The following is a 14,899-nucleotide window of genomic DNA, read 5'->3' as shown; positions in this document are numbered from 1 at the left end:
CGTCACTTGGCGATCTTCTTCGCCTCCGCGACCGCGGTGTTCCACGCCTCGTCCGGGCGCTTGCCCTGTTCGACGGACTGCAGGGCCGGGCCGAACACGTTGTCCTGGATCTGCCCGTCGGCGGGACCCTTGTACTGCGCCGCCGCCTTGACCTTCTGCACCTGCGCGGCGAACAGCGCACCCGCCTTCACGTTGTCGAAGTAGGTGTTGACGTCCTCCAGCAGCGCCCTGTTCTCCAGGGCGTCGATCTGGCTGGGGAACGTCCCCTTCGCCTGGAACGCCTCGACCTGCTGCTCGGGAGCGGTCAGCCAGGCCGCTAGCGCCGCGGCCTCGGCCGCGTTCCTGCTCTGCTTCGGCACCGTCAGGTACGAGCCGCCCCAGTTGCCACCGCCGTTGGGGAACGCGTCGGTGACGGCCCACTTGCCGGCGTTCTCCGGCCCCGCCTGCGTCTCGATGACGCCGAGCATCCACGACGGACAGGTCGTGGTGGCGAACCTGCCGAGCTTGAAGCCGGTGTTCCACTCGTTGCTGAACGCGGTCAGCTTCGCCGACTGTCCTTTCGCGACGGCGCCCGTGACGGCGGTCCAGTCCTTCCTGATGTCCGGGTTGGACTCGACGACCAGCTTGTCGGCCTTGTCGAAGTAACCGACGTCGTGCTGGTTGTGCATGGCGTGGAAGACCTGCGCCGCGCTGTCGAACCAGGCGACGCCGGGAACCTTGGCGACGAACTTGTCACCGGCAGCGAAGTAGCTGTCCCAGGTGGCGAAGAGCCGCTTGACGTCGTCGGGGTCGGAGGGCAGCCCGGCCTCCGCGAAGAGGTCCTTGCGGTAGCACATGGCCAGCGGCCCGATGTCCGTGCCGTAGCCGATCAACCTGCGGTCCTTGGTGGTCGCGGCGTCGGCCTTCCACTTCAGCCAGCGGTCCGGCGTCACGTCCTTCGGACCGATCTCCAGCAGGTCGTTGAAGTGGTCGGACTTGGCCATGACCTGACTCAGATAGCCTTCTTCGACCGCCTCGACGTCAGCGAGCCCCGCCCCCGCGCCCAGCTTCGTGAAGAGGTTCTGGTGGTGCGGAGCGCCCTGACCCGTCTTGCGATGAGTGATCTTGATGTCCGGGTGTGAGGCCTCGTACGCCTTGAACAGCTCCTCGTAACCGAACTCGTTGAACGTGGCAACGGTCAGCTCGATCTTGCCGTCAGCGCCCCGGCTGGCCGCACCACCCGCACCACAGGAAGTGATGGTGACGGACACGAGGGCACAGATCGCCACGTTGATCCAGCGGCTCGGACGCACGTGAAACTCCTCTGACGGCGATGACACTTGGGAGCGCTCCCAGATTTGGGAGTCTGAAGTCGTCGGGTGGAGGTGTCAAGCCGCTTCGGCGACGCTTAGTCCTACGAACATGAATGGTTGTGCGGTATAGGAAATCGCTATCTCGGACGCGATCCGCACACAGTCTCGGAGTGGTTGCTTTGAGTAACTGATCGAGCGTCACCATGGCCGGATGTCCGGGAGCGCTCCCAGGAGAACAAGTCAGTCCGGATCGAAACTGCTCACGCTCGTATCTTTACGGCCGTTAGCCGGGTCGTGCGGGGCTACGCCGGGTTCTCCGCGACGGCGAGGTAGTCCGTGTAGATCTGCGGCGAGCCCGAGAACGAGGCCAGCTGCTTCCACTCCTCGTACATCTGCTTGGTGTCGCGGTGGGCGGCCGCGAACTCCGCGGCCTCGCCGGTGGCGATGTCGGGCTCTGGGTAGAAGACGTCCAGCGCGTCCAGGCTCGCGATCTCCATCATCATCACGTACTGGTCGAGGCGGTTGCCCCGCTCGCCCTTGAGCACGTGGAACCGCCAGTCCGGGTAGTCGTCGATCCGGTGGTGGTTCTCGGCGATGAAGCGGTCGAACATCTCCTCGGTCACGCCGGCGCGCAACGCCAGGTTGTGGATCCCGACGACCCGAGCGACGGGCTCCTCCCCAGGGCGGTCGCGGTAGCGGGGGCCGGGTGTGACCGTGCTCCGCGGATTGTCGGCCAGCAGCCGGTAGTCGGTGAACAACGTGGGCAGCTCACCGAACGTGCCCAGCCGCCGCCATCGCTCCAGCACGGCCTCCGCCTCGGGGTGCCGCGCCCAGAACAGCCGGGCCAGCTCGGTCTGCTCACCCCGGGCTGTGACGTAGCGGTCGCGTTGCTCGGCGCTCTCGATCTCGTACAACATCAGGTACTGCCCGGTCCGCTCTCCGCGCAACCCGCGCAGCAGAGTCCACCGCCACCCTGGGTACAAGGGCAGGTGAACGCCTTCAGCGCGCACGAAGGTCTCGAACTCCTCCGGCGTGACACCAGCCTCAGTGTCGATGGCGATGTACTGGAAGGTGAACACCGACGAGCGTCCCATTGCGTCCAATCCTCGGCCGGAAAAGGAAACGCGCGTCCGACAAGCACGACTCCCTTGCATCACATCCTGCCAGCTCCAGAGAACGAGACGGGCGAGCTTCCCCCGCTGACGCGCGGCCTTCGAGGACCAGGTTCGGGAGGCTGTGTCGCACCACCCTGACCGAAGCAACGCTCTGCTCGTGGTGAGCAGGTCTACATGGTGCCCCGGCAGGGCGACGCGCAGACGGTCCCGGCCACCTGCGGGGGTCCGGGGGCTTGCCCCCGGCTGGGTTCTGGGGGCTCGGCCCCCAGAAAACGCCCGAAGGCGACCCGGTTCGCGCTTTCCGCGAACACGAATCGCCTTCGACTTCGGTGCCCCCGGCGAGGCACCATGCAGACCTGCTCACCACTTCGTCCAAGCGCCTGACCGGCAGGTTGGTGCTTGAGAGCAGCTTCGTTGTGGACGAACCGCGTGGTGGGCGATGAGCGGTCATGTGGAACGCGGCGCAGGTGCCCTCGTGGTCCGGGCGGTTACGGCGATCATGGCCGCGGTCGTGGGGCCGACCTTCTTGTTCGGGTTCGGCAACGTGCTGAGCTTGTGCCTCCGGCTGGGCGTGCCGATGTGGGTGGCGCCGCTCGTCGCACCTGCCGTCGACCTCACGATTCTCGGGCTCCTGCTCGGCACCCGGTTTCTGGCACTGCACCGCGCATCGGCTGAGCAGCTGCGCCCCGCCCGACGGTTGCTGCTGTTCGCGAGCGTAGTGACCTTGGCGCTGAACGTCGCCGAGCCGATGCTGGCGGGTGCGTACGGTAAGGCCGCGTTCGACGCAGTGGGGCCTCTGCTACTGATTGGATGGGCGGAAGTCGGCCCGAACTTGCTGCAGGCGATCTACGGTGTGCAGGCGGCGCCAGCGGGAATGGACACCAGTGCTGTTCTGACGTCCTGTGGCGACGGTTCTCGTGACGAGAGCTGCGGCCATCGAGGTGATCGAGACCTGCAGGTGCAGCAGGTTGACGACGACGAGCTCTTGGCGAGGGCTCGGCGAGCGGACGTGCGGCATTGGCTTGACCATAGGCGACCGGTCTCCGCCGAAACGCTGCGTCAACAGCTCGAGATCAGCGCCGAGCGGGCCCGCGGACTCGTGTTGGCCGTTCGCACGGAGCTGGCGCAGAGGTTGAGCGCGTCGAGTTGACCGACCTCGCTTCGCGGATGAACCTCGTGACAGGACTTAGCCGTAGGGATAACGAGTCATGTCCATCGAGTTGCTGAAGCCCATCACGATGATCCAAGAACTCGCAAGCACACCGGGCGCGGCTGAGTAGCCGCTGTTCCGGCTGAACGCTTGTGCGCGACGGTCATTGGCCTGGCTGCAGAGCGACCAAGGATGGCAGGAGTTGTCGGGCCGACGAGTGATGCCCGGCTTCAGGCGGCCATCTCGTAAGCGGTCGCGCAGATGGGCTTCGGGGCCTTGGGCGCTTGGGGAACGCATCTTCACCGCTGACAGGGCCGGCATGAAACGTTCGTTCCGAGTCTGCCGATAGAGGCACCGACCGTGCGCCGTCCTGTGGCGTTGCGACCGCCCTTCACCCGCGGGAGAGCCTGCATGCCGTTTGAGAGCCCGGACTGGCGGCTCGATGAGCTCCTGAAAGACGTCGGTGCTGGCAAGATCCAACTGCCTGACTTCCAACGCGAGTTCAAGTGGGACGATCCGAGGATCGCGAGTCTTCTCGCTACCGTCTCGCGCGGCTACCCGATCGGCGTCGTCATGATGCTTGAGACGGGCGGTGATGGGTCTCGCTTCAAGTGGCGCACCTTGTCAGGTGTGATGGAGGCAAAGGGTCTGCTGCACGGACTGGTGACAGTTGTAGTCACGCAGCCTGACTGGCTGGCGTGGTCATAATTACTTCGTATTTCGATGGGGGTCAACCTGCCGAGGGCGGCCTGGCGCCTGCGGCGGTGGTAGGTGCGCTCGATCCAGGTCACGATCGCGATCCGCAGTTCCTCGCGAGTGGTCCAGGTACGCCGGTCGAGAACATTGTTCTGCAGCAACGCGAAGAAGCTTTCCATAGCCGCGTTGTCTCCTGCCGCGCCGACCCTCCCCATCGACCCGGTCAGGCCGTGGCGAGCAAGTGCACGGACAAATTTCCTTGATCGGAACTACGATCCGCGGTCGGTGTGCACCACACAGCCGGCGACCTCGTCACGCCTCGCAACGGCGTTGGTGAGCGCGGTGACGGCGAGCCGGGACTTCATCCGGGAGTCGATGGAGTAGCCCACGATCCGGTTGGAGCAGACGTCCTTGACCGCGCACAGATACAACTTTCCTTCTGCGGTGCGATGTTCGGTGATATCGGCCAGCCACAGCAGGTTCGGCGCGGTGGCGGTGAAGTCACGGCGAACCAGGTCATCGTGAACCGGCAGACCGGCCTTCTTCCCGTTGCGGCCGCGTTTCTTGCCGAACGCGCTCCACCAGCCCATCGACGAGCAGATCCGCCACGCGGTCCGATCCGCCATCGACAGGCCGGCGTCGCGCGCCTCGTCGGCCAGGAACCGGTAGCCGAACTCCGGATCGTCGCGGTGCGCGTCGAACAACGCGTTCGCCCGATGAGCCCGCTCGAGTTCTGTCCCGGTGACCGGCCGGGCACGCCACCGGTAGTACGGCTGTCGAGCGATGTTCAAGACCCGGCACGCCACCGCGACGGGAATCCCGTCCGCGGCCAGCTCGTTCACGAGCGGGTAGAGCCTTTTCCCGGCAGGTTCGCCTGCGACAGATACGCCGTCGCGCGGCGCAGGACCTCGTTCTCCTGCTCCAGCAGCTTGATCCGCTTGCGGGCCTCGCGCAGCTCGGCCGAGTCGTTCCTGCTCACACCTGGTTTGACGCCCTCATCGGTGTCGGCTTGGCGCAGCCACTTGAACAGCGTCATCGGGTGGACCCCGAAGTCCTTGGCGATCTGCTCGACCGTCACACCGGGCTCGCGGTCACGAGCGACCCGCACGACATCGTCGCGGAACTCCTGGGGATAGGGCTTGGGCACAGCGACATCCTCCCAGCTCGCCATCATGGCAAGCCAACTCAGATGTCACCAGTCCGTGCAGCAGACCCATATCCGGATCCCGGAGTCCGCGTGAACTGCGGCGATAGGCGCAGCCGCGGTGCAGCCAAGAACGACCGCGTGGGAACTATGGCCGTCCCCACTGCGGCCGAAGTTGCGGCATGGTTCATGACAACGAATCTATATACCGTCAATGTGCTCAGGTTCGACGTGATGTCCTTCGGTTGCCTTAAGGCGGTAGTAGTCCGTCAACCGGGGGTTGGCAGATTCGGGCGCAACCACGCGGCGGCGGTTCACGTTGATTCCCACGTCGGTCAACGCCCGGATCTTCTCGGGGTTGTTGGTAGCGAGGGTGACGGTAGTTGCGCCAAGGCTCTTCAAGATCGCAGCGGCGCCGGCGAAAGAGCGAGAATCCGGACTGTAGCCAAGCGTGCGGTAGGCATCTGCCTGGGAACAGGAATTCTCGGCTGCGTAAACCGCAGCGCGCATCAGCGCAAGATGACCATTGGCTCGACCGTCTTGGTCAAGGAACAGAATAGCTCCGGCGCCAGCGTCTGAGATGAGTTCCATGGTGATCTCAAGCTGTTCCCTGCAGTCGCACTCAATGCTGCCGAGGTAATGCGCAGCGAAGCAGGTGGAGTGAATTCTGATCAGGGGTGCGTCGGCCTCCAGCCAGTTGCCGACACTCAGGACGACGATGTCTTCATCGGCGTAGCGGAAAAGTGTTTCTGTCCACTTTCCGAGTTGCGTTGATAACTCGCGTCGGAACATCATGTCAACAGCAGGTAGGGATGTCTGAATCACTCGAAACCTCACCTCGGTGCGACCTAAAGGCGCGCGGCACTACCCCCGAGTATCGGTGTCTTTGGTGTGGGGCCAGTGCCACGGCGATCCTTCAAGAAGTGAAATGGCAGTCAGGTGACTACACATTCGGGAGTTTTTGAAGAGATCACACGTGCAGGTCCATTCCCCATCGCGCCACTCTATTGTGCGTGTCGCACTGTCGGAGTCGTACTTGATCTCGATAGAAGAGATCCGGTTGGGCTCCGCAGCATACCGAAGGGCCTTCTCGACCTTGTTGGGACTGACGGACTCTAGTTGCGCGAGTGCGTCGATCTGCACGGGTACCTCCTTTTGGTTTAGATCGGCGGAAGTGGGTGCAGCGTTACGCACCCACTCACGGACATCATCGATAACTTGAGAGAAACCTCGCTCGCGGGCCGTCATGACCACCGCCGAGATACGCTCCATGGCTGTAATTCCACGTGATCGAGCGAAGTCCACCCGAGCTCCGGCAAGTTCGGAAAGTGCATCCCACAGCGGGGCTTTGATCCGCTCTACAACGGCGGAGCAGCGTCTATGATAGGCCTCTGCTGAATCCACGTCCCCTCGTGTCAGCTCCAGGATGCACAACTGATAGAGCGAAGGGGCTAAAAGCTTCTCAAATCCATGGCTCTCGGCGCCGAGTACGACCATCTGGAATATCTCGGCAGCGTCGTCAAGGTTGCCGCGAGCCTGCAGGACACGACCGAGCTCGTGCTGGACATTGAGCGTTGCGCGGAAGTCGTCCTGACTCTGCCGGTACTGCAGTACCTCCGTGAGCTCGGCGGTGGCCTGGTCGAGTAGGCCAAGCCGGAACAGTGCTTTGCCGCGCTGTTGTCGCAGTGTCGCCACGACATACTCTGGTGAGGAAGGCTCGTACTCTGCAGCGGTGTCGTAGCACTTCAGCGCAGCTCGGTAGTCGCCGCGTCGATAGCTCACTTGCCCTAGTGCTCTGAGTGCCTGCAGTTTTCGTTGCGGGTTTGACGGCAACGCGAGGCATTGCTTGAACGTCTGCTCGGCCGGATCAAGTCGGCCGGCTTGGTACAGAGTCTCTCCCAGTACGAGCCCGATCTGGCTGGCGCTGTCGAATTCGCCAATCTCGCGTGCACTGTCGAATGCGACCCTGGCGAGTGGCTCAATTTCGATCGGCGCTCCCGTCTTCCGGAAAATCCCATGGCGTCCCAGGAGCTCCGCGCCAATCGAGGTAAGCAGATCGTCCAATCCGTGCTTGCGGCAAGCCTGTGCCACATTGCTTACCCAGGAGCCGTCGGATGCGGCAGAAAGTCGTTTGCTGCGAACTCGCTCCAGTATGTTCTCGGCCAGGGGGAGGATGCACCCTCGATGCTGTCGAGGCGACACCTGGCTCATATTCTCGGAAGCGGCATGTAAAAAGTCCTGCGTTGTTCGGAAATAGGCTTCCGGGACACTTCCTCCTGAGCTCTGATCCTCCTCGACCCACAGCACCCTGGCCGCTCGTAGCACTGCGACGGCCTCCTCGAAGGAGATCTTCAGCCGACCTGCGTCGGGGGTGCTGGCGCCCTGGATGAACGCTGACTGTACCGCTGATCGGGGAACTCGGTTCCCCGCGTAGGTAATGCATCTTACGAGGAGTAGAACGTCCTTGTCGCGCGCCAGATTGTTGAATATCCGGTTGAGGCCCGACCGTGGATCCCCCTCGCTGGCCAGAAGCTCCAGTTCCTCGTCTGCAGCACCGTTTTCAACATCGCTGACCAGCGTCAGAAGCCGACCGGGCAGCTTTGGCATTTTTCTCACGACTCCGCTGAGCCTCTTGGCCTGTTCGAGTCCAAGACGATAGGCGATGAGATCTGTGCACTCGTTGAAGCTGAGCTCGCCAAGGTTGATTTTCGCCAGTGCGATTGTGTTATCCGGGTTGACTGATCCAGCCCCAATGATCACGCGGGATCTGTCGTGCAGTGAAGACGTTGCCAGAAGATCCAGAAGCTGATCGGTGGTGCGGTGGTCGAGCCGGTCGAGGTGATCGAGCAGGAACAGCATGGGGCTATCTGAAGCCCGCGAGAGCGCCTTCTCTACTCGCATCAGTAGGTTCTCTGCTGCGGTCTCTGTTCGCTTTGCTTCCGTGGCAAGATCGACAAGAAGCGTGTTGGTGAACATCCAGTCGTACTGAGCCGACGCCGCGCGAAGGAACGTCGAAACTCCGGACTGGGGTGCACCGGTGATCCAGATGATGGATGAAGGTGTCCCGTCAAGGAATGAATGCAGCCGGACGAGCTCATTATTTCGCCCCGTGATGGCATCCACCTCGGCGCGTGCTCGTGCGAGCACGAAGGTCCTTTCAACGGTCAGATCGCCAGGCAGGACGTCGAATGCAGCCACATCACCCGAGAAGAGGTGATACGGGGCTTGACCCTCGACCTCGCGGACGAGCTGCACGGCACGTTCGTAGCTTGTCCTGATCTCTGAACCGGTCATCAGACTGGGATACAAAAATCCAGCGAAGGACGCGCATACCTCATCGGCAACATAGCCGGTTGTCGCGATGATCGAGGACCTGCACCGCTCCTGCAGCTGTAGGCCGAGTTCCTCGGTCTCACACCCGTTCAACACGACGAGATCGGCGCCCACTTCTCCGAGCACATTCGCCAAAGCTTGAGGGCTGACCACAAGGGGCTCGCCGCTCCGCTGCTCCACCTGGATTGATTCAAAGCTGGCGTGCACAGCGAGATGAAGCACTGCGACGCGTTCGTTCGCCAAGCGCGCGAGGCTCTCCATGCTCGCTGGAAGCAAGCCAGCGAGCGACACCTGCACCTGCGCGTCCCGCAGTGCCGCCAGGATATTTGACGACTCTGTCTTGGTGCGGACACCGGCACTCGCGCCGAGCGGTGCGGGTGCACCGTAGATAAGTCGCACAGCAACTCCTCACTGCGAGCGCCACATCATGATCAAGCTCTGCGAGCAACGTCCGCAGATGTCCTGGTGGACAGGTAGACGCCAAGCGCGGCGGCGACCAGGTTCCGGTTGCGCTCGTCGAGCACGATGAGGGCCGCGTGCTGGTCTTCCCGGATCCGAGTGATCCACGGATCGTCTGACTGTGCGATGGACGCGACGAGCGTGTTGCCACTGACGAGCAGGTTCTCGATGACATCGCGGAAGTAGGACGAACTAGCCTGCATCGGGCCGATCTCGTCGATGACGAGCGTCTTTTGCTGTGCTGCGCCACCCACGATGGCCGGGCACGCGACCCCTTCGAGGAAGTCGAAGGTAACGCCAAGGCGCGGGCGACCGTCTGGTCGGAGCGAGCCGAACCGGACATCACTGTCCACCTCTGGAGAGGCCAGAAGACCCAGCCGCCCAGTGTGGAGCACCTCCATCTGGAAGCCTTGCCGCCGGCCTTCTCTGCGGATCTCGGACGAGAGGATCGCCGTGATCCTCTCGTCGTCGAAGTGCTCGGCGATCCGGCGGATGGCGGTTGACTTGCCGACGCCTGGCGGGCCCGACAGCAGGACGAGGTTGCCTATGCCTTCCAAGGGTGACCTCACTTTTTCCGGATGGTGGGTATCTGTGCACCATGGTCTCCGCCGTAGAGGCTAGGGCACTGCTTGCCGTCGGTCCTCCTCAGCACAGACTCTTGAACCTGTGAGTACACCGCGGCGACAGACATGCTGGAGGAGGTCTTGGACGTGATCGCTGTCAGAAATGAATGAGTGAAAACACCATGCCCTAAAGAACTATTCTCAGCCGCCTCCTGATGGGCTCCGCAGGCCGACAGGACAGATTTTCCGGCTCCCACTGGTGTAGGTATCCGCTTTCTTCGGAACGGACGCCCGGTCTGGAGTCGACGGAGGTAGCGAGGGCCGAGGATCGAGCGTCCTCCTAAGGATCCGGAAAAGCAGCAGTCGAGCACGATCAACGCGGTCGCGCTTCGTGCGTCCTCGAACATCTGAATTAGGCGGGCGAGGTCGAGAGCGGTGTTCGTCACATCGCCGATGTCGGTGTCCTTGCATACTAAGAAGAGCGCCTGTTCGGTGGCGCTGACCTCTTCGAGCATTCCGTGTCCAGCAAAATAGAAAAGCAGGCTGTCTGACATCTCTGACGCCGATATCTGTTGCTTTATTGTCTGCTCGATCTCAAGGCTTGATCTTGAGTTGGTTATGAGCTCAACGTGCTGCAAATGATGTAATTTTTGGGTGGAGATTCCCTCTGCGACCGCAACGGCATCGGCTTCCGCGAACTGCAGTCGACGTTCGGTGTCCTTTCGATGCCAGTTGAACCCCAAAGACATAACTCTCAGGCTCGACACACGTAGCTCCTCGGACCAAACGTGGTAGTTGCTGTTGCGGCGTCCTCACTCGCGCCATGGTTGATCTATGTCGATCCGGCTATGCTGCGTCAAGCGCGCGGGCCGTGATCATGTGGCGACTGCGCCGTCACGGATTTTCCTGCAGCGGGTGTGTTCATTACCTTCGCCAATTCTGCTCTGCCGTTCAGTCGCCAAAAAATGAGAAAGAAGACCAGCATTCCTGTGGCCAGCCCCACCGAATACCATGCAAACGGTGCGCCCGCCGGGTCGTATAGTGATGTTACGGTGCCACCGCCGATGACAGCGACGACCGCGGCTAGATCGGTGACAGCAGCCTTGTCTGTGGTTCTTGCTAGAGTGCGATAGGTGAGGTAGCCGACGACTAAACCAAACATGAAGCCACCGAGATTCATCATTTTAGACCTTGTTTCTCTCGCTCATGCGTCGCGGTCGCAGACGCAGTCCGGTGATGCAATGAAGTGTGTACGCCAGGCCCATAACGTTGCCGCGTTTGAGCATCTCCCACCTCATCGACCTGACCGCTTCGCCAGCGTCGGCGCCATCAGAGAGAGTGCTGAGCAGCAGTTCGCAGGCCCAGCTCGCCACCTCTTGTTCGAGGGTTACCTCTGTGCCGATTACTCCTGAAGCCCCAGCGCGGTTGACAAAGGCATCGACAAAGTTTGAGAGCGTTGCGGTGGTCAATTCTGTTGTGTGACATCCGTTCAAGACCACGAGTGGCTTTCGTTTGGGCCAATGTGGCCGTGGCCAGATCGACTGATTGCGGCGCCAGCCGGCGACCTCTACAGGCGCAATAAGGCTGTCGCCGAACCGCAGTACGGCCATCGGTGAGGTATTGGTTGGTTGCTCGCTATAGCCGCCGTGGCAGTACAAATAGGCGATGTCCATCGTTTCTGGGCCAAGGCAGGCAGCCAACTCTATGGGTGAAGAGATTGTTGAATCAGTCAGTGAGCCCCGGCCGAGCCCTCGTTTGACTTTCGCGACGTGGTTACGCGTCAAGCCGTGATCCAAATTCCGATCAATGGCCATCAGTACATCGACTGGCGCGTCGTCGTCCAATACGTGCCGTACGACGGCGTTGGTGGACGCAGGTTGCTCTATGTAGCACGACAGACCCCAGAAACCGAACGGGCACAGTACAGGGCCGTTGTGATCAGGTTCTGGGCATCGGTCGGGGACGGGGCCGCCTCGACCTCCTGGGCCGAACCGTCGCAGCGACTCGCACACCTGGTACGAACCGCTGGGGTCGCCAGGCATATTCAGGTCGTAGATTAGTGACCAGGGCACGGGCAATCTGGAGGGCTCGTTCTCGACAAGGTCTGCGATGGCTACGATCGGCGGTCGACCTCGGGCGTCTGCCTCTTTCCTAATTAGATCCGCCAGTGTGTCGAATACATAGTTCTCGCGAAATATCCCTTCGTAGATCTGCGCGCCGGACCTAGCGAGGGTGGCAAAGTTGGCCTCGAAGCTTCTAAAGTCCTTTCCCTGATTGGAATCAAACGTACTCTTCATTCCCCCTGTGGCTGGTACGAGGGAAATATCGTAGAGTTGCCTCCGTATCCCGCGAGCGATGTTGTCCGAAGCGTTGGCCATGATTGACACGGGATTGCTGGCAAAATGCACTCCATTGACGATCAAACGAGAGTTGTTGGTGACAACGATGCCGGCCGAACGGCCGCCAAGCGCGCCAAGGCTATCGAAAGATTCCGTCAGGCGATGGATCAGCGTTGAGCGAGGTCCGGGAGAGCCGGCGTGCTGGTCTCCTATCGGAAGCGTCAGTCGTTGTGCATGAATAGCAACGACCTCGTAGTAGATAACTAGTTCGCCGGTCCAGATCGTATGCGAGCCGGGTGCTGTGATTGGTAATCGAGTCCAAGGTTGCGGAGTGCAGCCCAAGCTGTGGGTGGGCTGCGTACATTCGCATCCGAAACTCTCGCCGACGGTTGGCAGTATCAGATTGGATACTATTGGTTCCGGCATACCGTCCATGCAGAGCACGGCGCGCAGGTATAACTCGCCAGTTGGCAGCTTGTCCTGCGGCCAAAGGGCTTCGCCCTGAGCAAGCAAGCCCGTTGGGTCCCAAGCGCCGATGTTGACCAGCACGTCAAAGGTGCCACCTGGTTTGAGCGGGCCTCGGATTGCCTCCTGAACAGGACGCCCCCGCACAACTACTGCCGTGTTGACACTTCGGCCCGCGTCAGGCGTCGTCGACGGCGAACGTTCTCCGCGGTAGCCGATTACGGCGGGTTGTTTAGCCCTATAGATTTTGTAGAGCGACGCTGCCAACGCCACAGCGGCAATTGGCAGAACTGCTCCTGGAAGCCATGGGATCCAGTCCAAGAGGCCAGGAGTTTCGGCAGTGAAGGGTTCACTCGCGAGCGAGCCCGCGCCCGGCGAGCCGAGAAAGCTCATTACCACTCCACTCCGCAGACTTCTGACATCGATGCATCGCGGATGGCGCTAATAGTGTGACACCGATCACCCGAATGGACGCATGTGCTGGTGTGCAAAGTGACCATCGCTGGGCCGCGTGCAGCCAAGCCGTCAGGAACGTCGGTTGTCGACCGACGTCTAAGGGGCAAGTCCGCTCACGGCTGCGCGGCCGAGGGCATCGTCGCAGGTTCATGCTGCTTAGGGCTGCATCCCAGGTGATCGACATCGACTGGCAGGAGCCATTCGACTGCTTGGGCTGAGTCATGCTGGTTGGACAGTGTTGCCTCGGCTTCTGCTGAAGCGGCAGTTCGACGCCCGTTGGTTACCAGTCGACGACGATGCGAACCACGAGCGCGTCAGACGTGCGGGCTAGCTCCCACCCATACAGGTGGTAGCTGCTGCGAGGCTCTCCGAGCGGATGGTGCGAGCGTAGATCGCACACAAGTAGCTCCGAATCGCTCAGGTGGTCTGGCCAATCAGGCGGCGCGGGTATAGCAGCCCTGCGAAGATATGGGTTCTTCGCGGCGACGCCGGTCACCCAGTCGCAGCACTCCATGTCGAGGCCCGGAGCATGGCGCTCGGCGATGAAACCAACGACCTCGAGCGGAACTGCGTCGTCGCGTGGAGGCCAGTACCTTTCCACCGCACGGTCGTTGAGCGACCGAAAGTGAGGGGCCCCCATGACGTTGAACCTCTCGTACAGGTGCTTGATCGGATTGGCGTCGAGTGGAACGCCGGCCAGTTGGAATGAGACGTTGCAGTGCAGGACTGAACGACTGTCATGTGCGGCGAGGTTCGCGGTGAGCGTGACGAATCCGCCCGCGCAGACGTCGTAGTAGGTCACCTCTTCCGAGTGGTGGGGGTCCGCCAGAGCTTCGGTTCGGCTCTGCCAGTCCCGGAGGGTCTCAACGAACGACCGAGCCCCCACTCCGTGCCAGTTGACCTGGGCCTGCTGGATGTTCCAGCGGGGTTGGTCGGTGACCCACCCCATGCGGTGCATCTCGTAGAGCAGCTCCACGATGCCCTCTGCGTCATTGATCCGGATGGGGAGGTCCAGGGCGACTCCGAAGCCAACGCCAAACCCCCAGTCGATGTCGGCCACTGTCTGGGCAAACGTGAACCGGCCGAACTCTCCTCCGGCTGTCACGTAGGGCACTTGATGGTGTCGGCTATCGAGCAGAGAAACCCCGGTCCCAGGAAGATCCTTTGAGTCACGCGGCTTGGCCCGCCTGGTCGTCTCGGAAGTTGCAAGGTGAGCGCGCCCGTGAACAACGAGTTCGTCTCGCTTGATTCGCAGAAGGCGGACCAACTCCAAAGGATCGGCGAGTATCTGTTCCAGTTCCACCTCGCCGAACAGCAGGACGGAGCGCTCTCGTCTGGCGGCGACCTCGTGGATGGCGCTGTCGCGAAAGCCGTTGACACTGAATATGACACCAACCACGGTTCCTTCGGTGCGTCCAAGTCTGGCCAGACGCATGTCGTCGATATGGCTGGTGTTCAGTGGATCGCTGTCCCACTTGGCCTCGATGAGGTAGCGATCCGTGCCGTAGGTGGCGGTCAGGTCGGTCTGTCGCGGACTCGCGGCACCGCTGTTGTGCTCCACCTTGAAGTGCGCTTTGCGGAAGGCTTGTACTAGAAGCTGCTCCAGCGCGTATCCACGCCTGTGTGCATCCGGATCGGCCTTGAGGCGGTTGAATTCGTCCACGAGGACGGGTCGTCCAAGCACGGTCGTTCCTTGGAAAGTTGTGGTGGAAGGTGAGCGCCACTGCCACGGATATCTCACGGTCTCCTCCTGAGGCGGTGCGCATGCGCTGAAGTGCGCTTCGGGAGACAACGAGGCATTGTCCACAGTGGATAGTGTGTTGTGGAGTCAAGATCCCTCTGCGGTCTCAGTGCTCAAGGAGTGCAGACTGGTGTGGTGATCATGCT

The 14,899-nt window shown here is 61.8% G+C and carries 11 protein-coding genes and 1 pseudogene; 2 read left to right on the top strand and 10 right to left on the bottom strand.

Translation table 11 applies throughout. The features are described from left to right. Positions 1-2 precede the first annotated feature (2 nt). The gene (locus tag LX88_RS33670; protein WP_372511473.1) at positions 3-1,292 is read right to left on the bottom strand and encodes an ABC transporter substrate-binding protein; all 1,290 of its coding nucleotides are present in this window, start codon (positions 1,290-1,292) and stop codon (positions 3-5) included. Positions 1,293-1,594: 302 nt separating this feature from the next. Continuing rightward, positions 1,595-2,386 (bottom strand): hypothetical protein, encoded by a 792-nt coding sequence (locus LX88_RS33665; RefSeq protein WP_258951824.1) that lies wholly within the window; start codon positions 2,384-2,386, stop codon positions 1,595-1,597. 460 nt (positions 2,387-2,846) lie between these two features. On the opposite strand from LX88_RS33665, the gene LX88_RS33660 reads away from it, so the two are divergent. Both LX88_RS33660 and LX88_RS33655 read left to right on the top strand, forming a co-directional pair. Beyond that, a complete protein-coding gene (locus tag LX88_RS33660) occupies positions 2,847-3,557 on the top strand; it encodes a hypothetical protein (protein ID WP_258951823.1) in 711 nt (236 codons plus the stop codon). A gap of 411 nt (positions 3,558-3,968) precedes the next feature. Beyond that, positions 3,969-4,265: a GmrSD restriction endonuclease domain-containing protein gene (locus LX88_RS33655; protein ID WP_258952023.1), complete on the top strand. Its 297-nt coding sequence runs from the start codon at positions 3,969-3,971 to the stop codon at positions 4,263-4,265. Here LX88_RS33655 and LX88_RS33650 read toward each other — a convergent pair. From LX88_RS33650 to LX88_RS33615, 8 genes and pseudogenes are all read right to left on the bottom strand, one after another. Next, positions 4,234-5,400 (bottom strand): annotated as a pseudogene (locus tag LX88_RS33650) (IS3 family transposase). The gene LX88_RS33655 and the pseudogene LX88_RS33650 sit on opposite strands and share 32 nt — an antisense overlap. Before the next feature lie 198 nt (positions 5,401-5,598). Further along, a complete protein-coding gene (locus LX88_RS33645) occupies positions 5,599-6,222 on the bottom strand; it encodes a GTP cyclohydrolase II (RefSeq protein ID WP_258951822.1) in 624 nt (207 codons plus the stop codon). A 39-nt stretch (positions 6,223-6,261) separates the two neighbouring features. Then, entirely contained in the window at positions 6,262-9,129 is a 2,868-nt protein-coding gene (locus LX88_RS44450; RefSeq protein ID WP_258951821.1) for a CHAT domain-containing tetratricopeptide repeat protein, read from the bottom strand. A 32-nt stretch (positions 9,130-9,161) separates the two neighbouring features. Then, positions 9,162-9,746, bottom strand: coding sequence for a nucleoside-triphosphatase (locus LX88_RS33635; RefSeq protein ID WP_258951820.1), 585 nt, complete (start codon positions 9,744-9,746; stop codon positions 9,162-9,164). Between the two features lie 8 nt (positions 9,747-9,754). Continuing rightward, the gene (locus LX88_RS33630; protein WP_258951819.1) at positions 9,755-10,519 is read right to left on the bottom strand and encodes a caspase family protein; all 765 of its coding nucleotides are present in this window, start codon (positions 10,517-10,519) and stop codon (positions 9,755-9,757) included. 89 nt (positions 10,520-10,608) lie between these two features. Further along, positions 10,609-10,932 (bottom strand): hypothetical protein, encoded by a 324-nt coding sequence (locus tag LX88_RS33625; protein ID WP_258951818.1) that lies wholly within the window; start codon positions 10,930-10,932, stop codon positions 10,609-10,611. Positions 10,933-10,936: 4 nt separating this feature from the next. Continuing rightward, the gene (locus tag LX88_RS33620) at positions 10,937-12,640 is read right to left on the bottom strand and encodes a hypothetical protein (RefSeq protein ID WP_258951817.1); all 1,704 of its coding nucleotides are present in this window, start codon (positions 12,638-12,640) and stop codon (positions 10,937-10,939) included. Between the two features lie 652 nt (positions 12,641-13,292). After that, positions 13,293-14,675: a restriction endonuclease gene (locus tag LX88_RS33615; protein ID WP_258951816.1), complete on the bottom strand. Its 1,383-nt coding sequence runs from the start codon at positions 14,673-14,675 to the stop codon at positions 13,293-13,295. Positions 14,676-14,899: the final 224 nt, after the last annotated feature.

This window comes from Lentzea californiensis (assembly GCF_024648825.1).
Taxonomy (GTDB): Bacteria; Actinomycetota; Actinomycetes; order Mycobacteriales; family Pseudonocardiaceae; genus Lentzea; species Lentzea californiensis.
The sequence above is the reverse complement of the archived record's forward strand: the minus strand, read 5'-3'. Positions and strand labels throughout refer to the sequence as shown.

Coding starts and splice junctions, on each gene's coding strand:
- LX88_RS33665 (WP_258951824.1), bottom strand. CDS start 2,386: ATGGGACGCTCGTCGGTGTTCACCTTCCAGTACATCGCCATCGACACT.
- LX88_RS33660 (WP_258951823.1), top strand. CDS start 2,847: ATGAGCGGTCATGTGGAACGCGGCGCAGGTGCCCTCGTGGTCCGGGCG.
- LX88_RS33655 (WP_258952023.1), top strand. CDS start 3,969: ATGCCGTTTGAGAGCCCGGACTGGCGGCTCGATGAGCTCCTGAAAGAC.
- LX88_RS33625 (WP_258951818.1), bottom strand. CDS start 10,932: ATGAATCTCGGTGGCTTCATGTTTGGTTTAGTCGTCGGCTACCTCACC.